At 69.5% G+C, this 21,583-nt stretch carries 23 protein-coding genes; 17 read left to right on the top strand and 6 right to left on the bottom strand.

The features are described 5' to 3' along the window. Nucleotides 1-78 precede the first annotated feature (78 nt). The 6 genes from EHW97_RS09015 to EHW97_RS08990 form a co-directional block, all read right to left on the bottom strand. Nucleotides 79-525 carry a GNAT family N-acetyltransferase gene (locus EHW97_RS09015; protein ID WP_124236836.1) on the bottom strand — a complete coding sequence of 149 codons (447 nt, stop codon included), beginning with the start codon at nt 523-525 and terminating at the stop codon, nt 79-81. Continuing rightward, a complete protein-coding gene (locus EHW97_RS09010; protein WP_243696364.1) occupies nt 522-1,313 on the bottom strand; it encodes a 3-methyladenine DNA glycosylase in 792 nt (263 codons plus the stop codon). Before EHW97_RS09010 ends, EHW97_RS09015 begins: the two co-directional genes overlap by 4 nt. 68 nt (nt 1,314-1,381) lie before the next feature. After that, nucleotides 1,382-1,783, bottom strand: a complete 402-nt coding sequence (locus tag EHW97_RS09005; protein ID WP_124236834.1) for a Fur family transcriptional regulator — start codon at nt 1,781-1,783, stop codon at nt 1,382-1,384. A gap of 14 nt (nt 1,784-1,797) precedes the next feature. Further along, nucleotides 1,798-2,613 carry a metal ABC transporter permease gene (locus tag EHW97_RS09000; protein WP_124236833.1) on the bottom strand — a complete coding sequence of 272 codons (816 nt, stop codon included), beginning with the start codon at nt 2,611-2,613 and terminating at the stop codon, nt 1,798-1,800. Next, on the bottom strand, nt 2,610-3,371 hold the full coding sequence (locus tag EHW97_RS08995; protein ID WP_124236832.1) for a metal ABC transporter ATP-binding protein: 762 nt from the start codon (nt 3,369-3,371) through the stop codon (nt 2,610-2,612). The genes EHW97_RS09000 and EHW97_RS08995 overlap by 4 nt, the downstream gene beginning before the upstream one ends. Beyond that, nucleotides 3,368-4,348 (bottom strand): metal ABC transporter substrate-binding protein, encoded by a 981-nt coding sequence (locus EHW97_RS08990; RefSeq protein WP_124236831.1) that lies wholly within the window; start codon nt 4,346-4,348, stop codon nt 3,368-3,370. The genes EHW97_RS08995 and EHW97_RS08990 overlap by 4 nt, the downstream gene beginning before the upstream one ends. 167 nt (nt 4,349-4,515) lie before the next feature. Here EHW97_RS08990 and EHW97_RS08985 point away from each other — a divergent pair, with 167 nt between their 5' ends. The 17 genes from EHW97_RS08985 to proC all read left to right on the top strand — a co-directional run bounded on the left by EHW97_RS08985 (nt 4,516) and on the right by proC (nt 21,504). Next, nucleotides 4,516-5,904, top strand: a complete 1,389-nt coding sequence (locus EHW97_RS08985; RefSeq protein WP_124236830.1) for a glycine--tRNA ligase — start codon at nt 4,516-4,518, stop codon at nt 5,902-5,904. A 24-nt stretch (nt 5,905-5,928) separates the two neighbouring features. Further along, on the top strand, nt 5,929-6,510 hold the full coding sequence (locus EHW97_RS08980) for a hypothetical protein (protein WP_124236829.1): 582 nt from the start codon (nt 5,929-5,931) through the stop codon (nt 6,508-6,510). A gap of 35 nt (nt 6,511-6,545) precedes the next feature. Then, complete coding sequence (locus EHW97_RS08975; protein WP_124236828.1) at nt 6,546-7,232, top strand: GntR family transcriptional regulator; 687 nt, start codon at nt 6,546-6,548, stop codon at nt 7,230-7,232. Nucleotides 7,233-7,348: 116 nt separating this feature from the next. Then, nucleotides 7,349-8,533, top strand: coding sequence for a branched-chain amino acid ABC transporter substrate-binding protein (locus EHW97_RS08970; protein WP_124236827.1), 1,185 nt, complete (start codon nt 7,349-7,351; stop codon nt 8,531-8,533). A 68-nt stretch (nt 8,534-8,601) separates the two neighbouring features. Continuing rightward, the gene (locus EHW97_RS08965; RefSeq protein ID WP_124236826.1) at nt 8,602-9,495 is read left to right on the top strand and encodes a branched-chain amino acid ABC transporter permease; all 894 of its coding nucleotides are present in this window, start codon (nt 8,602-8,604) and stop codon (nt 9,493-9,495) included. Nucleotides 9,496-9,500: 5 nt separating this feature from the next. Beyond that, on the top strand, nt 9,501-10,682 hold the full coding sequence (locus EHW97_RS08960) for a branched-chain amino acid ABC transporter permease (protein WP_208001967.1): 1,182 nt from the start codon (nt 9,501-9,503) through the stop codon (nt 10,680-10,682). Continuing rightward, nucleotides 10,679-11,479, top strand: a complete 801-nt coding sequence (locus EHW97_RS08955; RefSeq protein WP_124236825.1) for an ABC transporter ATP-binding protein — start codon at nt 10,679-10,681, stop codon at nt 11,477-11,479. The genes EHW97_RS08960 and EHW97_RS08955 overlap by 4 nt, the downstream gene beginning before the upstream one ends. Further along, nucleotides 11,476-12,186: an ABC transporter ATP-binding protein gene (locus EHW97_RS08950; protein WP_124236824.1), complete on the top strand. Its 711-nt coding sequence runs from the start codon at nt 11,476-11,478 to the stop codon at nt 12,184-12,186. The genes EHW97_RS08955 and EHW97_RS08950 overlap by 4 nt, the downstream gene beginning before the upstream one ends. A gap of 82 nt (nt 12,187-12,268) precedes the next feature. Next, entirely contained in the window at nt 12,269-13,450 is a 1,182-nt protein-coding gene (locus tag EHW97_RS08945; RefSeq protein WP_124236823.1) for an NAD(P)/FAD-dependent oxidoreductase, read from the top strand. Next, a complete protein-coding gene (locus EHW97_RS08940) occupies nt 13,447-13,782 on the top strand; it encodes a (2Fe-2S)-binding protein (RefSeq protein WP_124236822.1) in 336 nt (111 codons plus the stop codon). Before EHW97_RS08945 ends, EHW97_RS08940 begins: the two co-directional genes overlap by 4 nt. Then, nucleotides 13,779-15,215, top strand: coding sequence for an FAD/NAD(P)-dependent oxidoreductase (locus EHW97_RS08935; protein WP_124236821.1), 1,437 nt, complete (start codon nt 13,779-13,781; stop codon nt 15,213-15,215). Before EHW97_RS08940 ends, EHW97_RS08935 begins: the two co-directional genes overlap by 4 nt. Before the next feature lie 11 nt (nt 15,216-15,226). After that, complete coding sequence (locus tag EHW97_RS08930) at nt 15,227-16,144, top strand: dihydrodipicolinate synthase family protein (RefSeq protein WP_124236820.1); 918 nt, start codon at nt 15,227-15,229, stop codon at nt 16,142-16,144. 88 nt (nt 16,145-16,232) lie between these two features. Next, nucleotides 16,233-17,234: a proline racemase family protein gene (locus EHW97_RS08925; protein WP_124236819.1), complete on the top strand. Its 1,002-nt coding sequence runs from the start codon at nt 16,233-16,235 to the stop codon at nt 17,232-17,234. Between the two features lie 8 nt (nt 17,235-17,242). Then, nucleotides 17,243-18,730: an aldehyde dehydrogenase (NADP(+)) gene (locus EHW97_RS08920; RefSeq protein WP_124236818.1), complete on the top strand. Its 1,488-nt coding sequence runs from the start codon at nt 17,243-17,245 to the stop codon at nt 18,728-18,730. Between the two features lies 1 nt (nt 18,731). Further along, nucleotides 18,732-19,754, top strand: a complete 1,023-nt coding sequence (locus tag EHW97_RS08915) for a proline racemase family protein (protein ID WP_124236817.1) — start codon at nt 18,732-18,734, stop codon at nt 19,752-19,754. Then, complete coding sequence (locus tag EHW97_RS08910; RefSeq protein ID WP_124236816.1) at nt 19,751-20,698, top strand: ornithine cyclodeaminase family protein; 948 nt, start codon at nt 19,751-19,753, stop codon at nt 20,696-20,698. Before EHW97_RS08915 ends, EHW97_RS08910 begins: the two co-directional genes overlap by 4 nt. Continuing rightward, nucleotides 20,695-21,504: a pyrroline-5-carboxylate reductase gene (proC, locus tag EHW97_RS08905; protein ID WP_166367458.1), complete on the top strand. Its 810-nt coding sequence runs from the start codon at nt 20,695-20,697 to the stop codon at nt 21,502-21,504. Before EHW97_RS08910 ends, proC begins: the two co-directional genes overlap by 4 nt. Nucleotides 21,505-21,583 lie beyond the last annotated feature (79 nt).

Here is a 21,583-nt window from a genome sequence, read left to right as displayed (position 1 = left end):
TCACCACAGGCCCCACTCCGCGCTCGGAGCACTACCACCCATCAGCAGGATCGAGAACAACCTGCCTGGACATCACACCTAGCCGGCCGTACCAACGCGTCGCATCGGCACGTGGAGGATGCCTGCCTCCATGAAGTTCTCGCCGCACCGCTCGTATCCGAACGAGGCGTACCACTGCTCGAGGTACGCCTGGGCGCCGAGCCGGATCTCCTCGTCGCCCCATCGCTCGTGCACCGCGCGCAGCAACGCGCTGGACAGACCGCGGCCGCGATGTTCGCGACGCGTCGCCACGCGGCCCACTTTCCGCACACCGTCGGCGCCGACGTAGGTCCGCAGGTAACTGGTGGGGCCGAGGTCGTCGGCAAACCACAGATGGGTCGTCGTCGAAATCAGATCGAGGCCGTCGACGTCGGGTTCGTCGCACTGCTGTTCGACGGCGAAGACGATGTCGCGAATGCGCCAGATGCCGTACACGTCCTGGGCGGTGAGATCGTCGCCGTTCTTGACGTACGGCGTGCCGGTCATGCGGCCTCCTTGTGGGCGCGGGTGATGAGCGCATCGGCCTGGTCGATGAGGCGGCGGCGCAGCGGCTCCGCTCGACGGGCGAACTCGCGTTGGTGCCGGACGTACTCTGCCTTGCCCTCGGTGGTCTCGATCGCGATGGGCGCGTAGCCGTGGTCTCGCAGGTCGTAGGGCGAGGCACGCATGTCGACCTCCCGGATGTCCGACGCGAGCTCGAACGCGTCGGCCACGAGAGACGACTCGATGAACGGGAGCATCCGGAAGGCGATCCGGTACAGATCCATGTTGGCGTGCAGGCAGCCGGGCTGCTCCAGCTCGAGCTGACGCTCCCGCGTGGGAGTGGGGCGGTTCAACGGCCGGGCGGCGTCGGTGTAGAACCGGAACGCATCGGCGTGGGTGCAGACGAGCTTGTGCGACTCCACGACCTCGTCGGTACCGGCAGCCCCGAGCCGCAGCGGCACGGCGTGACGGCGCTCCTGCGGCTCGCGGTACACCATGGCCCATTCGTGCAGACCGAAGCACTGCAGCCGCGGAGTGCGGCCGGCGGTCCGGCTGAGCAGGTCGCGGGTCCACCGCAGCCCCGGAAGGCGCGCGGCGAGCCGGGAAGCGTCGACTGTCACGCTGTCGTCGTCCCGGACGATGTAGGCGCTGGCAGCGCGGTACTCCGGGGCATCCGCCAAGGCGACGTCGAGGCCGGGGTGCCACCGTTCCAGCGCGCCGGGGGAGAGGTTGTAGTACTCGAAGAGGAAGTCGTGGACCGGGTGGGACTCACCGCGCTCGCGTCGCTCCACGCGGGCGCGCGTCCAGGGGAGGACGCGTGCACGATGGGCCGCGGCGCGTTCGGTCCAGTCGGCGCGGCTTAGGACGCGCAATCCCCGCACGTCCCGAAGATCTCGAGCGTGTGCTCGACGTCGCGGAACCCGTGGTCCTCAGCGACCGCGTCGGCCCAGCGCTCGACCGTCGGGCCCTCGACCTCGACGGTGCGTCCGCACACCCGGCAGACGAGGTGGTGATGATGCCCGGAGCTGCACCGCCGGTACAGGGTCTCGCCATCGTCGTTGCGCAAGGCATCGAGCAGATCCGCGTCGGCGAGCGCCTGCAGGTTGCGGTAGACGGTGGAGAGCCCGACCGACTCGCCGCGCTGCTTGAGGATGTCGTGGATCTGCTGAGCGCTCGCGAAGCCCTCGAGGTCAGCCATGATCGCCGCGACGGCGCGGCGTTGGCGGGTGTTGCGCTGGGGCGACTCGCTTGTGGTGCTCATCGAGGCCAGTGTAGTCAGCGACCGCGCAACGCGGTCACCCCGCGAGCCAGAGCCGCCAGCGCGAACAAGCCGAGCGCGAGCACGACGATCGTCGGGCCCGGCTGCGTGTCGATCTCGTAGCTCGCGACGACGCCACCGGTCGCGGCCACGACACCGACGATCATCGACACGAGGTGGGTCGCCCGGAAGCTCCGCGTGAGTTGCTGCGCTGCCGCGACGGGCACCACCATGAGTGCCGAGACCAGGAGGAGACCCACGGTCCGCATGGCCACGGTGATGGTGATCGCCGCGAGCACGGCGACGAGGAGTGTGTAGAGCCGGACGGGCACGCCGCTGACCCGGGCGTGGTCCTCGTCCTGGCACACCGCGAACAACTGCGGTGACAGCCCGAGCGCCGCGACGATCACGACGACGCCCAGTACGAGCACCGCTACGAGGTCGCTCATCGAGATGGTGGTGATCGCCCCGAACAAGTAGCGGTTCAACGTCGCGGCGGATTCGCCGGCGAGGTTGGTCAGCAGCACGCCCCCGGCGATGCCGCCGTAGAAGAGCATGGCCAAGGCGACGTCTCCGCTGGTCTTGGCGTACATGCGCAGCAGCTCGATGACGACCGCCCCGATGATCGCGACGATGACGGCGGTGATGGTCGGTGTGACGTGGGTCAGCAGACCGAGCGCCACGCCGGTCAATGCCACGTGCCCCAGTCCGTCACCGAGCAGGGCGAGCCGCCGCTGCACGATGTATGTGCCGATCGCCGGCGCCGCGAGCCCGGTGACGACCGCAGCGGCGAGCGCGATGCGCATGAAGTCGTACGAGAGCAGCTCGCTCATCCGAGCGGTCCCTCCTCCTGCACCGGACGGATACGCTCGGGCGCTCCGGAGTGGGGGTGATCGTGCGGATGGTCGGAGGGGATGTCCTCGACCCGCCCCTCGTAGGCGACGCGGCCTGCGTCCACCACCACCGCGCGGTCGACGAGGGGGCGCATCGGACCGAGCTCGTGCGCCACGAGCAACACGGCCATCCCGTGATCGCTCACCAGGTGCCCGATGAGACCGGCCAGCACCTCAGCGCTCTCCGCGTCGACGCCGGCCGTCGGCTCGTCCATGACCAGCAGTTGCGGATTGGCGACCAGCGCGCGGGCGATGTAGGCGCGCTGCTGCTGGCCGCCGGACAACTCCGTGATCGGCTGGTCGGCCTTCGCGGTCAGCCGGACGTGCTCGATGGCCTCGGTCACGGCGACCCGGTCGGAGCGCGATGCGAAGCCCATGACGGGGCGGTGGGAGAGCCGGCCGCTCGTCACGATCTCGCGAACGGTAGCGGGCACGCCCGCTGCGCTCCCGGGCCGTTGCGGGACGTACCCGAGGCGCCAGCGTTCGCGAAACCGCGTCAAGGGCGTGCCGAACAGCTCGATCGTGCCGCGGGCCGGGATCAGGCCGACGAGCGCGCGGACGAGTGTGGACTTGCCCGAACCGTTGGCGCCGAGCAGAGTGACGAACTCGCCTGTTCCGACAGTGAGGTCGATGCCCTTCACGACCGGCCCTCCCGCGAGGTCGACTTCGACGCCACGGGCGAGCAGGGGCGGTGTCATCGGCAGTCGTTGGCCTTCTGGAGGGCGGCGAGGTTCGCGCGCATGATCGACAGGTAGTCCTGGTCGGAGGTCTCGTCGGCGAGGCCTTCGATCGGATCCAGGGTAGCCGTCGTGGCTCCGGTCTCGCGGGCGACCGTCTCGGCGAGCGCGGGCGAGGCGAGCGTCTCGGTGAAGATGGTCGTGATGCCCTCCGTCTGCACGAGTTCGGTGATCTCGCCGAGTTGGGCCGTCGTGGGCTCGGCGCCCGGATCGATGCCGGCGATGGGCAACTGGTGCAGGTCGTACGCGTGAGCCAGGTACGCGAAGGCCGCATGACTGGTGACGAAGTCGCGGCGCTCGCAGGTGGCGAGCCCGGTCGCGAACTCCTCGTCGAGGGCGGTGAGGTCGTCGACGAGCTCCTGAGCGTTCGCCGCGTACTCGTCGGCGTGGTCAGGATCGGCCTCGGACAGCGCGTCGGCGAGCGACTTGGCGGCCGGCTCGAGGTTCGCCGGGTCCAGCCACAGATGGGGATCGACGTCGCCATGATCGTGACCGTGGTCGTGCGATTCCTCGCTCTCGTGGCTGTGGTCGTGCGACTCCTCGCCCTCGTGGCTGTGCTCGTGGTCGTGGGGATCCTGGGCGTCGAGCAGGTCCACCCCCTCGGCGAGATCGACCGTCGTCGCGGCGTCGCGGTCCGCCTGCTCCACCGCCTCGTCGACGGCTGTCTGGAACCCGTCGAGGTACACCAGGACGTCGGCCGACTGCACCGCACCGATCTGCTTCGCGGTCAGTTCCAGATCGTGCGCCTCGCCGCCTGGCGAGGTCAGCGTCTCGATGTCGACGAGGTCGCCGCCGACGCGCTCGGCGATGAACTGCGCGGGGTAGAACGACGCGACGACGCGCACCCCGCCGCCTCCGTCCTCGCCGGACGTGCCGCCGCCGCAGGCGGACAGGGCGAGAGCAGACACGACGAGGGCAGGGAGGGCCGAACGCTTCATGGGAATCATCGTCACTACTGCCGGGAACGATTGTCAAATCCGTCTGGACCCGTCGACCGGCGGACGTCCTCGAGCCCGCGCCGAGTACGCTGGTCCGGCCAGGGGCGCGGAGCGTTACGACGCACCGCACACGCCCTCCGACACCCAGCCGGAACGGAAGTCCTCCCATGCCGAACTCAGTCCTCGACACCGTCATCAGCCTCTGCAAGCGCCGCGGCTTCGTCTACCAGTGCGGTGAGATCTACGGAGGTACCCGCTCGGCGTGGGACTACGGCCCGATGGGTGTGGAACTGAAGGAGAACATCAAGCGCCAGTGGTGGCGTTCGATGGTCCAGGGCCGCGACGATGTCGTCGGTCTCGACTCTTCGGTCATCCTCCCGACCCCGGTCTGGGAGGCCTCCGGACACCTGGCCGCGTTCGTCGACCCGCTCGTGGAGTGCCTCGCCTGCCACAAGCGGTACCGGCAGGACCACCTCCAGGAGGCCTACGCGGAGAAGAAGGGTCTGGACGACCCCGACGCGGTCCCGATGAGCGACATCGTCTGCGCGAACTGCGGCACGCGGGGGCAGTGGACCGAGCCGCGGATGTTCAACGGCCTGCTGAAGACGTTCCTCGGCCCGGTGGAGTCCGAGGAGGGCCTGCACTACCTGCGCCCCGAGACCGCGCAGGGCATCTTCATCAACTTCTCACAGGTCATGACGACCGCGCGGAAGAAGCCCCCGTTCGGCATCGGCCAGATCGGCAAGAGCTTCCGCAACGAGATCACGCCGGGCAACTTCATCTTCCGCACGCGCGAGTTCGAGCAGATGGAGATGGAGTTCTTCGTCGAGCCGGGCACGGACGAAGAGTGGCACCAGACCTGGATCGACACGCGCCTCGCGTGGTACACCGAGCTCGGCATCGACCCGGAGAACCTGCGTCTCTACGAGCACCCGGCCGAGAAGCTCTCGCACTACTCCAAGCGCACCGTCGACATCGAGTATCGCTTCGGTTTCGCCGGCTCGGAGTGGGGCGAGCTCGAGGGCGTCGCGAACCGCACCGACTTCGACCTGTCGACCCACAGCAAGCACTCGGGCACGGACCTCTCGTACTTCGATCAGCAGAAGAACGAGCGCTGGACGCCGTACGTGATCGAGCCCGCAGCCGGTGTCAACCGCTCGATGATGGCGTTCCTCGTCGACGCGTACACCGAGGACGAGGCTCCGAACGCCAAGGGTGGCGTCGACAAGCGCACCGTGCTCAAGCTCGATCCGCGGCTCGCCCCGGTCAAGGCCGCCGTCCTGCCGCTCTCGCGCAACGAGGACCTGTCGCCGAAGGCCCGCGATCTGGCCGCGGAGCTGCGCCGCAACTGGAACGTCGATTTCGACGACGCCCAGGCGATCGGCAAGCGCTACCGCCGTCAGGACGAGATCGGTACCCCGTTCTGCATCACCGTCGACTTCGACACACTCGACGATCAGGCCGTCACGATCCGCGAGCGCGACACGATGAGCCAGGAGCGGGTCGCGCTCGACCAGGTTCCGGCGTACCTCGCGGCGCGCCTCATCGGCGCCTGATCGGCCGTCGTGCACGCTGCTGTCGTGAGAAGGACATGGCGCGTCACCGGACCGGTGCTGACTGCGGTACTGCTCCTGACCGCCTGCTCGGGAGAAGACGAGGAGAAGGAACCGGCCGGTCTCGAGTTGCCCAAGGGCGTCACGCTGACCGAGGGTGGCACCGAGCTCGACCCGGGGGAGCCGGCCACGGTCGCCTACCCCGAGGACGAGAAGGGTGCCACGGCACTCACCGTCGCGGTCGAGAAGATCAAGCAGGGCCGCATCGAGGACTTCGCGCTCTTCTCGCTGACGCCCGAGGACGCGGCATCGACGCCGTTCTACGTCACGCTCTCCGTGGTGAACGAGGGGCCGGGCACGCCTGGAACGACGGCTCTGCCGGTGTTCGCCAACGACGGAGAGAACACGCTGATCTCGCCGAACGCGATCGTCGGGACCTTCGAGCCCTGCCCGCCGGCAGCGCTTCCCGCCGACCTGCCCGCAGGTGATGAGGCCTCCCAGTGCCTGGTGTACCTGATGCCGAAAGGCGCGTCGCTCGCATCGATCGATCTGCAGATAGCGGACGCGGCCGACGCAATTCGCTGGCGTCCGGAGCAGAACGCGCCGTAGTATGTCACGCAGCAGTGCGCGAGAAAGGCGACGACATGAGCTGGGTGACTCCCCGGATCGAACCGGGACACAGTCTGCGTGAGCAGATCGAGGAGTCGCTGACGGCGGCCATCATCGCCGGGCAGGTACCCCCGCACGAGTTGCTCACGGTGCCGGTGCTCGCACAGCAGTACGACGTCTCGGCCACCCCGGTCCGCGAGGCGATGCTCAACCTCGCGCGGCGCGGCTTCGTCGTCCCGGTGCGCAACCGTGGCTTCCGGGTGCGTGAGGTCAGCCGCGACGAGCTCGTGCACCTCGTCCACACCCGCCGCATGCTCGAATGCCCGCCGATGCACGAGGTTGCCCAGGTCTTCGACGCCTCCGTGCGCTCCCGCTTCGACGAGCTGGTCGCCGCCATCAACGACTCCGCTGAGGCGCGCGACTTCGCCACGTACGTGCGATCGGACAAGGCCTTCCACCTCGGACTGCTCGGCTTGCTCGGCAACCCGGTGCTGGTCGACGTCGTCGGCAACCTGCGCGATCAGACCCGCACGGTCGGCATCGCCTCGAAGATCACCCCTGAGCAGTTGCGTGCCTCGATCGACGAGCATGCGATGCTGCTCGATCTGCTCGAGGCGGGCGATGGTCAGGGGGCGGCCGATCTCATGGACCGCCACATCGGGCACGTCCTCGGCTGGTGGAGTGGCGAGGCCGAGGAAACGGCCGCCACCGCAACGAATTGACTTTCGGTGACTTTCGCTGAAATCGTTCCGTCACCTGCGTCACATGGTATGTAATGTGTCACATTGCAACTTCGTTGGCGCTGGCTCGGGGACGCGCCCGGCAGAAAGGCACACGTATGACCAGCATTCGCTCCACCCGCGGGTGGCAGCGCGCTCGCTTCGCCGCTGTGAGCGCCGCCGTGGCCACCGTCCTGGCCGGCTGCGCCGGCGGTGTCGGCGGTAGCGGTGACGACGCGTCCGGCGACACCCTCAAGTTCGGCCTCCTCGCCCCGTTCTCGGGCTCCGAGAGCGCGTTCGGCGAGTACATGAAGAACGGCGCCCAGATGGCCGTCGACGAGATCAACGCCGACGGCGGCATCGACGGCAAGGAGATCGAGCTCGTCACGGAGGACGACGCCTGCGACGCGACGACCGCCGTCTCGGCCGCGAACAAGCTCGTGTCCCAGGGCATCGTCGCCTCCGTGGGCGGCTACTGCTCGGGCGCGACCCTCCCGACGCTCCCGATCTTCCTGCAGGCCGAGGTCCCGATGGTGATCCCCGCGGCCAACTCCAATGCTCTGCCGGAGTCGGACCAGGAGAACGTCTTCCTCATCAACGGCACCGGAACGCAGCAGGCCGAGGCCGCGGTGAAGTTCGCGCAGAAGGAAGGCGCGACCAAGGTCGCGGTCATCGACGACTCGACCGACTACTCCGTCGACCTCGCGGACTCGTTCGCCGAGCAGGCGTCGGAGGCCGGCCTCGAGATCGTCGAGGACGCCACGGTCACGCCGAAGGAGAAGGACTACGCCGCCGAGGCGAACAAGATCGTCGGCTCCGGCGCGGACTTCGTCTACTGGACCGGGTACTACCAGGAGGGCGCGCTCATCAACCGCCAGGCGAAGGACGCCGGCTACGAGGGCACGTTCCTGGTCGGCGACGGCTCGGTCGACGCCAGCTTCGCCGAGATCACGGGCGAGGGCTACACCGAGAACGTCTACGGCACGTTCACGCAGACGCCGGACATGCTCGAGGGTGCCGGTGACTGGATCGCCGAGTACAAGGAGAAGTTCGGCGCTGAGCCCGGGCCGTACTCGACCCAGTCGTACGACGCCGTGCGCGTCGCGGCCGAGGCCATCAAGGAGGCCGGTACGACCGACATGGCCGAGGTGGTCGACGCGCTGCACGGGCTCGACGGCTTCGAGACCTTCGCCGGCCCGCTCACCTTCACCGATCAGGGAACGCGCGAGCAGGGTGGCTTCGCGATCGTGACGATCGGCGACGACGGCACGTTCGTTCTGCACGACGACCTGCTCGACGACTGATGACACCCAGGCACGGGACGCGGTGACCCCGCGTCCCGTGCCGCCCCCTGCATCGGAGCAACCACCACATGTCTCAGATCATTCTCAACGGGCTTTTCGTGGGCTCGTTCTACGCGCTCATCGCGCTCGGCTACAGCATGGTGTACGGCATCATCAAGTTGCTGAACTTCGCCCATGGCGACGTCTACATGATCGGCGCGTTCGTCGGTTTCGTGACACTGACGTCCTTCGGCGGACTCACGGCCGCCGCCACCGTGCCCACGCTCATCCTGCTCATCCTCGTCGCGATGATCTTCACGGGTCTGCTCGGCGTCGGCATCGAACGCGTCGCCTACCGGCCATTGCGGACCTCACCGCGGCTCGCGGTCCTCATCACCGCGGTCGGGATGTCGTTCACTCTCGAGTACGCCGTGCGCCAGATCTTCGGCCCCTCGCCGAAGGCTTACCCGGTCCGGCTCAGCGGCGGATCGCTCGACCTGTTCGGTGCCCGCGTCTCCACGGCGCAGCTCGCCCTCATGGGCGTCGCGGCGCTGCTCATGGTCGTGCTCGCGTTCTACGTCAACAAGACGCGCGAGGGCCGTGCGATGCGCGCCATCGCGCTCGACCCGCAGGCCTCGACCCTCATGGGCATCAACGTCAACGGCGTCATCGCGCGCGTCTTCTTCATCGGTTCGGCGCTCGCCGGAGCGGCGGGCGTCATGGCCGGCGCGTACTACGGTTCGATCGACTTCCTCATGGGCTTCGTCATCGGCCTCAAGGCCTTCACCGCTGCGGTCATCGGCGGTATCGGCAACCTCTACGGAGCGATGCTCGGTGGCCTGACGCTCGGCCTGCTCGAGTCGTTCGGGTCGGCTTGGCTCGGCGGCGAGTGGCGTGACGTCTTCTCCTTCGCCTGCCTCATCCTCTTCCTGTCCTTCAAGCCGACCGGGCTCCTCGGCGCCCGCGTCGTGGAACGGATGTGATCGCGTTGTCCACCACCTCCACCCGATCCCCGTTGCGGGCGCCGGCGCCCACGCGGGAGCGGCCACAGCGCCGCCGCGGCTGGCGCAGCGACGAGGGCTTCGTCAGGCTTCTCGGAGCCCTGGCGTTCGTCTTCGTGCTCGTGCTGCCGTTCATCAACGCCTCGCCCTACGTCATCTCGATCATGACCTCGGCGCTCATCTACGTGATGCTCGCGCTCGGGCTCAACGTCGTCGTCGGATACGCAGGCCTGCTCGACCTCGGCTACATCGCCTTCTTCGCCGTCGGTGCCTACACCTCGGGCATCCTCACGACACACTTCGGCTGGCCGATGCTGTTCGCGGTTCCCGGAGTGATCGTCGCCTGCATCGTGGCCGGCATCATCATCGGCGGACCGACGTTGCGCCTGCGCAGCGACTACCTGGCGATCGTGACGCTCGGCTTCGGCGAGATCATCCGTCTCACCGCCAACAACCTCGAGATCACCGGCGGGCCCTCCGGCATCCACGGCATCCCGTCCTGGTCGTTCTTCGGCTGGGACTTCGCCGACGGTGTGACGGTCGGCGGCATCTTCTTCAACGGCAAGATCGTCTTCTACTACTTCGTCGCCCTCATCGTGGGCGCCGTCGGCGTGGTGGTGGTCAGCCGTCTGGCTCGCGGCAAGATGGGCCGCGCGTGGAAGGCTGTGCGTGACGACGAGGACGCCGCCGAGGCGATGGGCATCAACACGTACGTCACCAAGATCACCGCCTACATCATCGGCGCGGTGTGGGCCGGTCTCGCCGGGCAGCTCATGGGCACGCACCTCACCGCGATCTCGCCCAACAGCTTCCAGTTCCTGTACTCCGCCCTCATCCTCATGGCCGTGGTGCTCGGCGGTATGGGTTCGACCCCGGGCGTCATCATCGGCGCGCTGTTCGTCTCGCTCGCGCCGGAGTTCCTCCGTGAGTTCTCCGAGTGGCGCTTCCTGCTGTTCGGTGTGCTGCTGGTCGTGACGATGATCTTCCGGCCCTCGGGCATCTGGCCGGCGACGGCGGTGTTGCCCTGGTCGAAGGACAAGCACGTCGATGACGACGACACGGACAACGACCAGGACCCGCGCGTGGTCTCGCGGGAGGGATTCGAGAAGGACGCCGGCGCCGAGGGCGCCGCCGACCTGCTCAGTGGACGAGAAGGGAAGGGACGATGACCGACGGCACCGTCACGCAGGGGGAGACCCTGCTCGAGGTCAAGGACCTCCATCTGGCCTTCGGCGGCGTCAAGGCCGTCGACGGGCTGAGCATGTCGGTGCACGCCGGCGAGATCGTCTCGGTCATCGGACCTAACGGGGCGGGCAAGACCTCGGCGTTCAACTGCATCACCGGGTTCTACCGGCCCACCAGCGGGTCGATCACCTTCGACGGTCGCTCGATCATCCGGTCGTTGCCGTCGACGATCACCAAGCTCGGCATGGCCCGGACGTTCCAGAACCTGCGCTTGTTCAAGGAGATGTCGGTCCTCGACAACGTCAAGACCGCCATGCACGCGGACCTGAGTCAGCGGTGGTTCGATGCGATGCTGCACACGCCGCGGTACCGCCGCAGTGAGGCGCAGTGTGTCGAGGATGCGCGCGGTTGGCTCGACTTCGTGGGCTTCCGGGGCGACGAGGACCTCTACGTGACGCAGCTGCCCTACGGCGAGCAGCGTCGTGTGGAGATCGCTCGCGCCCTCGCGACGTCGCCGCGGTTGCTGCTGCTCGACGAACCCGCGGCGGGCCTGAACCACAGCGAGAAGCGCCAGCTGATCGACCTCATCCGCCGGATCCGCGAGCTGGGGATCGGCATCGTGTTGATCGAGCACGACATGGGACTCGTCATGGACATCTCCGAGCGGATCATCGTGCTCAATTACGGCAAGGAGATCGCCGACGGCACGCCTGAGCAGATCAAGAACGACCCGAAGGTGATCGAGGCGTATCTCGGCACCGATGAGGAGGGAGCGGCATGAGCGGTCTCGTCGTCGACGGCGTCGACGTGCACTACGGCCGGGTCCACGCCCTGCGTTCGCTGAGCTTCGAGGTGGGGGAGGGGGAGATCGTCTCCCTCCTGGGCAACAACGGTGCCGGCAAGACCACCACGATGAACCTGCTGTCCGGACTCGTCAAGGCGACCCGGGGCACGATCACGTGGAACGGCACCGACCTGGGCAGTCTTCCCGCGCACGACCTCGTGACGCACGGCGTCGTCCACGTTCCCGAGGGGCGTCGGATCTTCAGCACGATGACCGTGCACGAGAACCTCATGCTCGGCGGGTACCGCGTCGCGGACGCGTCCCTCGTCGAGAAGCGGGTTCAGCAGGCCTACGACCTCATGCCGCGGCTGCACGAGCGCCGCAAGCAACAGGGCGGCACTCTGTCCGGCGGCGAGCAGCAGATGCTCGCGATCGGACGTGCTCTCGTGGCCGGTCCGCGTCTGCTGCTGCTCGACGAGCCGTCCATGGGTCTCGCGCCGTTGATCGTCAAGCAGGTCATGGAGATCATCGCCGAGGTCAATCAGCAGGGCACCACGGTGCTGCTCGTCGAGCAGAACGCCAAGGCGGCGCTACGTATCGCGCACCGGGCGTACGTCGTCGAGACGGGCCACGTGACGCTGTCCGGCCCGGCCGCCGAACTGGCCGACGATCCGAGGGTCGTCGAGGCCTACCTCGGCGCCTGACCGGCACCTCCCTCGGCCCACGCCGGGGGAGGTGCTGGGGCCGGTAGTATGTGATATATTACCCTCGAGAGGAGGAGATCTCATGCGCGTTGTCGTGATCGGCGCCGGCATCACCGGCGCTGCCTGTGCCCGGGTGCTCGCCCGCGCCGGCTATGACGTCACTGTCGTCGAGCGAGGCGCCGTGGCAGGCGGCACGTCGGCCATGTGCGAGGGCAATCTCCTCGTCTCGGACAAGACTCCGGGTCCCGAGCTCGACCTCGCGGTGGACGCAGCGGTTCGGTGGCCGCTCGTCGCCCGCGAACTGCAGGACGAGCTCGGGCCCGGCTTCCCCTCCATCGAGTTCGAGCCCAAGGGCGGCCTCGTCGTGTCGACGACGGCCGAGGGCGCCGATCCGCTGCGCGGCTTCGCTGCGTCACAGCGTGACGTCGGGATCGACGCGCGCGAGATCGGAGCGGACGACGCCCTCGAGCTCGAACCGCACCTCAATCCCGAGATCACTGCGGCGGTCTACTACCCGCAGGACGCGCAGGTTCAGCCGGTCGCGGCCGTCGAGGCGCTACTGGCGTCCGCGCGGCGCGCGGGTGCTCGCGTGATGACGTCGACCGAGGTCGTGGGGGCATTGCGCGACGCGACCGGCCGGATCGCGGGCGTACGCACGTCCCGCGGCGACCTCCACGCCGATCTCGTCGTCAACGCCGCTGGCCCCTGGGCGGGTGCGGTCGCGGGGACGCTCGGCGTCGAGCTTCCGGTGCTGCCGCGTCGCGGGATGGTGCTCGTGACCACGCGCATGCCGCACCGCGTCTTCCGCAAGGTGTACGACGCCGACTATGTCGGAGCGACCCAGTCCGGTGATGCGGACCTGCAGACCTCGACCGTTGTGGAGTCGACGGCCGCCGGCACGGTGCTCATCGGGTCCTCGCGCCAGCGGGTCGGCTTCGACGATCGGCTCGACGTCGAGGTCATCCGAGAGATCGCGATGAAGTCGTTGCGGCTCTTCCCGTTCCTCGAGGACATGCAGGTCCTGCGGACCTACGGCGGCTTCCGGCCGTACATGCCCGATCACCTTCCCGTCATCGGTGAGGACCCGCGGTTGCCGAACCTGTATCACGTGACGGGCCACGAGGGCGCGGGCATCGGCTTGTCGGTCTCCTCGGCCGAGCTGTTGCTCGCCCAGGTGATGGACACGGAGTCTCCGTTGGATCCCGCGCCGTTCGCGATCGATCGCCCCACGTTGGCTCCCCACCTGCAGGAGGTCGCCTCATGAGCGCGCGCGCCGTCGACCCGCGACGTGACCCCATCCAACCGGGCCCCACGGACCCCGTGACGATCACCTTCGAAGGCCGCGAGTACGTCGGTGTCCGCGGCCAGTCGGTCGCCGGTGTCCTGTTGGCCAACAACGTCCTCGACTGGCGCACGACCTCCACGCGCCACGAGCCTCGCGGCCTGTTCTGCGGCATCGGTGTGTGCTTCGACTGCGTCGTCACCGTCGACGGCCAACGTGACGTCCGCGCGTGCCAGCGCACCGCTCGTGACGGCGCGCAGGTCGAGCGTCAGCACGACGAACTGCCCCGACGCGTCGAGGAGGCGGGATCATGACCGACGTCCTCGTCGTCGGAGCCGGCCCGGCCGGCCTCGCGGCCGCTGCCGCCGCACGTCGGCGTGGCGCCATGGTCCGCGTCATCGACTCCGCCGAGCGCACCGGCGGCCAATACTGGCGTCATCTTCCCGAGAGCCGTCCCTCGGGACGCGAGTCGGTCCTGCACCATCAGTGGGGCGCCTACCAGTCGTTGCGCCAGGCCCTGGAGTCGGACTCGGGATGCACGATCGACACCGAGACTCAGGTCTGGGCCATCGAGCGGCGTGCCGATGGCAGCCTGCGCGTCAACCTCGCGTACGGCGATGTCGACGGCACCCGCGTCACCGAGACCGTCGTGCCCGACCGCCTCGTGCTCGCCACCGGAGCGCACGACCGTGCGCTGCCGGTGCCCGGATGGACCCTGCCGGGCGTCTTCACTGCGGGAGCCGCCCAGGCCATGGCGAAGGGGGAGCGGATCGCCGTCGGCGACCGCGTCGTCGTCGCCGGCTCCGGGCCGTTCCTGTTCCCCGTGACCGCATCGCTCGGACAGGCCGGTGCTCGGGTCGTCGGCGTCTTCGAGGCGTCCCGCCCCTCGCGCATGGCTCGTCATTGGCTCGCGCGCCCCTGGGAACTGATGGGGGCGTCCCACAAGGTCAGTGAGCTCGCCGGCTACGTCGCGCACCACCTGCGCGGCCGCGTGCCGTACCGCACCGGCTTCGGCGTCGTGGAGATCCACGGCACCGATCGCGTCGAAGCGGTCACGGTCGCGCGACTCGACGCGGACTGGGCCCCGGTGCCTGGAACCGAGCGGCGCATCGCCTGCGACGCCGTCTGCCTGGGCCACGGGTTCACCCCGCGTCTCGAACTCGCCGTCGCGGCAGGGTGCGAGCTCACCGACGAGCGCTTCGTACGCGTGGACGGCGAGCAGCGCACGAGCGTGGATGGCGTGTTCGCGGCGGGCGAGATCACCGCGATCGGCGGAGTCGATCTCGCGCTCGCCGAGGGCGAGATCGCCGGCTGGGTCGCCGCCGGCGGCCGGAGCGCCGACGCATCGGTGCGCGCGGCGCGGCGCGCTCGTGACCGCTTCGCTCGGTTCGCCGAGCGCATCGCGACGGCCCATCCCATCGGCGCGTCGTGGTCTACCTGGCTGCAGGACGACACCATCGTCTGCCGCTGTGAGGAGGTCGACGCCGGGACTCTCGCCCGCGTCGCGGAGTCGACCGCGTCGGTCGGGCTGCGGTCCCTCAAACTCACGACCCGTGCCGGGCTCGGGCTCTGCCAAGGCCGCATCTGCGGCCGTTCGGTCGAGCAGTTGCTGTCCGGCTCGTCAGGGTGCGCCGCGTTCGCCGACGGGGCCACCACCGATCGGCGTCCCATCGCCGCCCCTTTGCGTATCGGCGACCTCGCCCGTGCGCCTCAGTCCACCGAAACATCCCCTCACCACATCCCGTGAAAGGACTCATCATGTCGGAGCCCACGATCGACCTCGGCGGTGTCGTCGTCGCGACCGCGCTGGCCTTCAAGGAGGACGCCTCGGCGCCCGCCGGCCTCGCGGTCGACTACGACAAGTTCGGCGAGCACGTCGACTTCCTCATGAGCAACGGCTGCCGCGGCGTCGGGCCCAACGGCTCGCTCGGCGAGTACTCGTCGCTCACCGATGAGGAGCGCCGCAAGGTCATTCAGGTCGCCGTCGACGCCGTCGACGGTCGCGGCATCGTCGTCGCCGGTGCCCACGGCGTCGGCTGGCACCAGGCCCAGAAGTGGACCCGGTACGCGCAGGAGGACGGCGCCGACGGCGTCCTCGTCCTGCCTCCCACCCTGTACCGCGCCAACGACGACGAGGTCGTCGAGCACTACCGCAAGGTGGCCGAGGTCGGCATGCCGATCATGGCGTACAACAACCCGTTCGACACGAAGGTCGACGTCACGCCGCAGCTCGTGGCCCGCATCGCCGAGATCCCCGAGGTCGTCGCGATCAAGGAGTTCTCCGGCGACGTGCGCCGCGTGTACGAGATCAAGGAACTCTGCGACATCGACATCATCGCCGGTGCCGACGACGTGCTCTTCGAGCTCATGGTCAACGGCGCGGTGGGCTGGTTCGCCGGCTACCCGAACGCCTTCCCGAAGGAGGCCGTCGAGCTCTACAACCTCTGCGCCGAGGGCAAGTGGCACGAGGCCAAGGATCTGTACGAGCAGCTCGTCGCGGTGTTCCGCTGGGATTCGCGCACCGAGTTCGTCCAGGCCATCAAGCTGTCGATGGACGTCTGCGGCAACTCCTACGGCGGCCCGACGCGCCCGCCGCGCGGCCCGCTCACCGAGGCTCAGACGGCTCAGGTGAAGGCCGACACCGAGCGCGCGCTCGCTGCGATCGCCGCTCGCTGATGCGCTGAGGAGGACGTCCGGCGCCTGCGTTTGCAGTGCGCCGGGCGTCCTTCACCAGGTGCCGCACATACTCGATTCAGGAGGTCACATGCGATCGTCACGCGTCTTCCACGCCGTCGACTCCCACACTGAGGGAATGCCCACCCGGGTGATCACCGGGGGAGTGGGCGTCATCCCCGGTGCCACCATGAACGAGCGGCGCCTCTACTTCATCGAACACCTCGATCACATCCGCCGGCTGCTCATGAACGAGCCGCGCGGCCACGCCTCGATGTCCGGCGCCATCTTGCAGCCTCCGACGCGTGACGACTGCGACTACGGCATCGTCTACATCGAGGCCAGCGGCTGCTTGCCGATGTGCGGCCACGGGACGATCGGCGTCGCCACCGTGCTTGTGGAGACGGGCATGGTCGAGGTGACCGAACCGGTCACCGAGATCCGTCTGGACACGCCCGCCGGGCTCGTCGTGGCGAAGGTGCGGGTGGAGGACGGCCGCGCCGCCGCCGTCACCCTCGCGAACGTCCCGAGCTTCACCGAGCGCCTGGACGAGGTCGTCGAGGTGCCCGGGTACGGCAGCGTTCCGTACTCGATCGCCTTCGGCGGCAACTTCTACGCGATGGTCGATCTCGACGACGTCCATCTGCCGTTCGACCGTTCGCGCCAGCAGGACATCATCGCCGCCGGGCTGGCGATCATGGACGCCATCAACAGCACGGCGCCGCCCAAGCACCCCACGATCGAGGGCGTCGACCACGTTCACCACGTCGAGTTCATCGCGCCGGGTTCGGACGCGGTGCGCTCGCGCCATGCGATGGCGATCTACCCCGGCTGGTTCGACCGTTCGCCCTGCGGCACCGGTACCTCGGCTCGCATGGCCGAGCTCTACAGTCGCGGTGAGCTCGCGCTGCACACCGACTTCGTCAACGAGTCCTTCATCGGCTCGGAGTTCACCGGCCGCCTGGTGGGCACGGCGACGGTCGGCGAGTACGACGCGGTGCTTCCCGAGATCACCGGCCGTGCTTGGATCACCGGCACGGCGCAGTACCTGCTCGACCCGCACGACCCGTTCCCCGCCGGATTCGAATTCTGAGGAGCCCCATGAACGTCAACGCCATCCTCGAGGCGGCCGCGCAGGCCGCTCCCGCTTTCGCCCGCACCACCCCGCGCGAGCGCGCCGGCGCCCTCGTCGCCGTGGCCGAGGCCCTCGACGCCGCCCGCGACGAGATCATCGCGCTCGGGCAGGAGGAGACGGGCCTCACCGAGGCGCGGCTCCGCGGCGAGCTCAACCGCACGTCGCAGCAGCTGCGTCTCTTCGCCGAGGTCGTCGTCGAGGGCGTGTACCTCGACGCGCGGATCGACGAGGCCGACCCCGACTACGTCGTGGGTCCCCGGCCGGACGTGCGACGTGTCAACGTGCCGCTCGGCCCGGTGCTGAACTTCGCGGCCTCCAACTTCCCGCTCGCCTTCTCGGTCGCCGGCGGTGACACGGCCGCCGCGCTCGCGGCCGGCAACCCGGTGATCCTCAAGGCGCACGACGGTCACCCGCGACTCAGTGAGCTCACCGGCCGCATCGTGACCGAAGCGCTCACCAAGGCGGGCATGCCTGACGGCACGTTCGCCGTCCTGTTCGGACGCGAGGAGGGGGTCGAGGCGCTCCGCGACCCGCGCGTTCGCGCCGCGAGCTTCACCGGCTCGACGCACGTGGGCCGGATGCTCGCGGACATCGCGGCGTCGCGCCCGGTGCCGATCCCGTTCTACGGCGAGCTCGGCAGCGTCAACCCCGTCGTCGTGACGCCGCAGGCCGTCGCCGAGGACGCCGCCGGCCTCGCCCAGGCGTACGTCGCCAGCGTCGCCGGATCGGCCGGCCAGCTGTGCACGAAGCCCGGATTCCTGTTCGTCCCGAGCGCCGAGCCGCTGCGCGAGGCCGTCATCGCGGCCGCCCAGGACGTCCCGCCGCACCGTCAGCTGACCGCAGGCATCACCGCCGGGTACCAGGAGCGTCGCGAGGCCGTCCTCAAGGCCGACGGCGTCGAGGTGCTCGTGGAGGGCGACGTTCGCGTCGACGACGACGGCCTCGGCTGGGCGACGCCCACCATCACCGCGATCACGCTCGCGCAGCTCGAGGCCGCCGGGGAGTCCGTCCTCGACGAGGCCTTCGGGCCGCTGTCGGTGATCGTCGAGTATGGCGACGACACCGCCGTGCTGCCCGAGGTGCTGGAACGGCTCTTCCCGGGCAACCTCACCGCGACCATCCACCTGGCGGCCGATGAGGACCCGCAGGCCTGGGCCGCGTTGCTGGAGGTGCTGGCCCGCACCAGCGGTCGCGTCCTGTTCGGCGGCTGGCCGACGGGTGTCTCGGTGACCGCCGCGATGCAGCACGGTGGTCCGGTGCCGGCGACCACGCAGGACGCGACGTCCGTCGGCACGGCCGCGATCGGGCGTTTCCTGCGCGCGGTGGCCTTTCAGAACGCTCCGCAGGCGGCGCTCCCGCCGGCGCTGCGCGATGACAACCCGTGGGGCATCCCGCAGCGCCGTAGCGCTGCCGGCCTGTCCTCGTCCTGGGGCGAGCTGACGGGGCGTTACTGACGTGCCCTGGGACGAGCTCGTCCGGACCGTCGACTATCACACCGGCGGCGAGCCGTTCCGCATCGTCACCGACCCGCCCGTCGCTCTGACGGGCGGGTCGGTCGCGGATCGGCGCGTCCGTGCGATGGCGAACCCGGACGTCGAACAGCTGCGCCGTTTCCTCTGCCACGAGCCACGCGGTCACGCCGACATGTACGGCGGTTTCCTCACGCCGCCGGACGATGCGGGCGCCGACTTCGGCGTGCTCTTCTGGCACAAGGACGGTTTCTCGACGGCCTGCGGCCACGGCACGATCGCCTTGGGCGTGTGGGCCGTGGAGTCAGGGCGGATCTCCGCCCCTGACGACGGGGTCACGCCCGTGACCATCGACGTGCCCTCGGGCCGGGTGGCGGCGCGCGTGCACACCCGCGGCGGCCGGGTCGAGGGCGCGGAGTTCGTCAACGTCCCCAGCTACGCAGTCGCCCGCGACCTCGAGATCTCGACGAGCCGCGGCGCGCTCACCGTGCACGTGGGCTTCGGCGGCGCCATCTACGCGCACCTCGACGTCGCCCAGCTCGGACTCACCGTGGCACCGGAACACCTCGACGAGCTGACGGCCGTCGGCCGCGAGGTCAAATGGCTGCTCAACGATCACGAGGTCGCCCGGCACCCGAGCGACCCGCGGCTGAGCGGCATCTACGGCACGACGATCTACGAGCGGCTGGGCACGACGCCCGACGGGCATCTCCACCAGCGCAACGTCACCGTCTTCGCCGACGGCGAGGTGGACCGCTCGCCCTGCGGGTCCGGAACCTGCGCGCGGGTCGCCGTCCTCGCTGCCCACGGCGAACTGGCACCGGGCCAGACCCTCGTGCACGACTCGATCGTCGGCTCGCGATTCCTCGCGACCGTCGAGGAGAACGTGCCGGCCGACGGCCGGGAGGGCGTCGTCGTGGCCGTCCGCGGTACCGCCCACCGCACCGGAGAACACCACTTCGTCGTCGACCCTGCCGACGACCTGACCCCAGGATTCGTACTGCGATGACCGACACCCTCTCGTACCTCGACGCCGCTGCCGTCGCGCGGCTGCGGCCCCGCGATGCCGTGAACGCACTGGTCGCCTCGCTTCGTGACGGGCTCGACCCGTCGACGTCGACGCCGCGCACCTTCGTGCCGCTCACGCACGGCGACTACATCCTCATGCCGGCCGAGCACGGTGCGGACACCGGCGTCAAGATCGTCACCGTGGCACCCGGCAACCGCGAGCACGGTCTGCCGCGCATCCAGGGCCTCTACCTGCTGTTCGACGCCGTCACGCTCGCGCCCCGCGCCGTCCTCGACGGCATCGAACTGACGGCACTGAGGACGCCGGCGGTGTCGCTCGCCGGGGTCCGGCAGCACCTGCTCGCCGACACCTCGCCGCTTCACGTCGTAGCGTTCGGCGCCGGCATCCAGGCGATCCGCCATGTCACGACGACGGCAGATGTGGTCGACGGCATCCGCGAGATCGCGTCGGTCACCTTCGTCGTGCGCGACCCCGAACGTGCCGACCTCCCGGCTGAGCTGGCGGGCGTCGCGTGTGACGTCGTGCAGGTGGGCTCGGCCGAGGCCGACCGGGCCGTCGCGCAAGCCGGCATCGTCCACTGCGCCACGTCGGCTCGCGAGCCGGTGTTCGATTCCGCCCTGCTGCGCGACGACGCCATCGTCATCGCGGTCGGGTCGCACGATCCAGACGCACGTGAGGTCGACGAGAAGCTGGTCGGCCGCGCGCGGGTCATCGTCGAAGACCGCGACCCGGCACTGCGCGAGGCCGGCGACGTCGTCATGGCCATCGAGGCCGGGACGTTCGATCCCGACGACCTCGTCACGCTCGCCGACGTGGCCGCGGAGGACGTTCACCCGGCCGGCCGGCCGGTGTTCTTCAAGTCCGTCGGCATGGCGTGGGAGGACCTCGTCGTCGCGGCCGCCGTGATGGACGCCGACCGGTGAAGGTCGCGATCCTCGGTCTCGGGTCGATCACCCGGGGCATCGTGGCAGCCGTCGGCGCGGCGCCGGAGGTCACGGAGGTGGTGGCGACGCGTCGATCCGCCGGCGCGCGCGACGGCGACCCGGCCGACCTCCCGATCCTGTCGACGGAACACGACCCTCAGGCGAACGTCCGCGCGGTCCGCGGAGCCGGGGTGGTGTTCGTGTGCGTCAAGCCCTACCAGCTGCCGCAGCTGCTCGAGGAGATCGCAGAGGAGATCAGCGAGGGGACGGTCGTCGTCTCCGTCGCCGCAGGGGTGAGCTTCGAGACGCTGCGCCGCCACGCCGGTCCTCGGCCGCGCCTGGTCCGTCTCATGCCCAACACTCCGACGGGCGTCGGCGAGGGCGTGATCGGGCTGCTCGTCGAGCCGGACGCGTCCGGTGAGGAGCGACTGCTCACCGAGTGGTTCTCCCGCGTCGGGCTCGTCGTGCCGTTGCCCGACGAAGCCGGCGTCAACGTGCTGAGCGCGGTCTCCGGCAGCGGACCGGCCTACGTGTTCCGACTTGCCGAAGCGATGACGAACGCAGCCCTCGAGACCGGGTTGTCCGCGACGCATGCTGAGGCGGCGGTGCGCCAGACGATCATCGGTGCCGCGGCCCTGCTCCAGGAGTCCGACGTCTCCGCGCAGGAGCTGCGCCGGCGGGTGACCAGTCCCGGTGGGACCACCGAGCGCGCGGTCGCCGTCCTCGAGTCGGCGGCGCCCGACGAGCTCTTCGTTCAGGCATTCGCTGCGTCGATCCGCCGGGCCGTCGAACTCGACCGTCCCTGAACTCGTCGCGACCGCGCTGAGCGAGACGCACTCCCGAACGCCAGCGGCGCGGCCCGGGGAGCATCCCCGGGCCGCGCCA

It is taken from the genome of Aeromicrobium camelliae (genome assembly GCF_003850045.1).
Classification (GTDB): domain Bacteria; phylum Actinomycetota; class Actinomycetes; order Propionibacteriales; family Nocardioidaceae; genus Aeromicrobium; species Aeromicrobium camelliae.
This window is presented reverse-complemented; position numbering and strand designations above follow the sequence as displayed.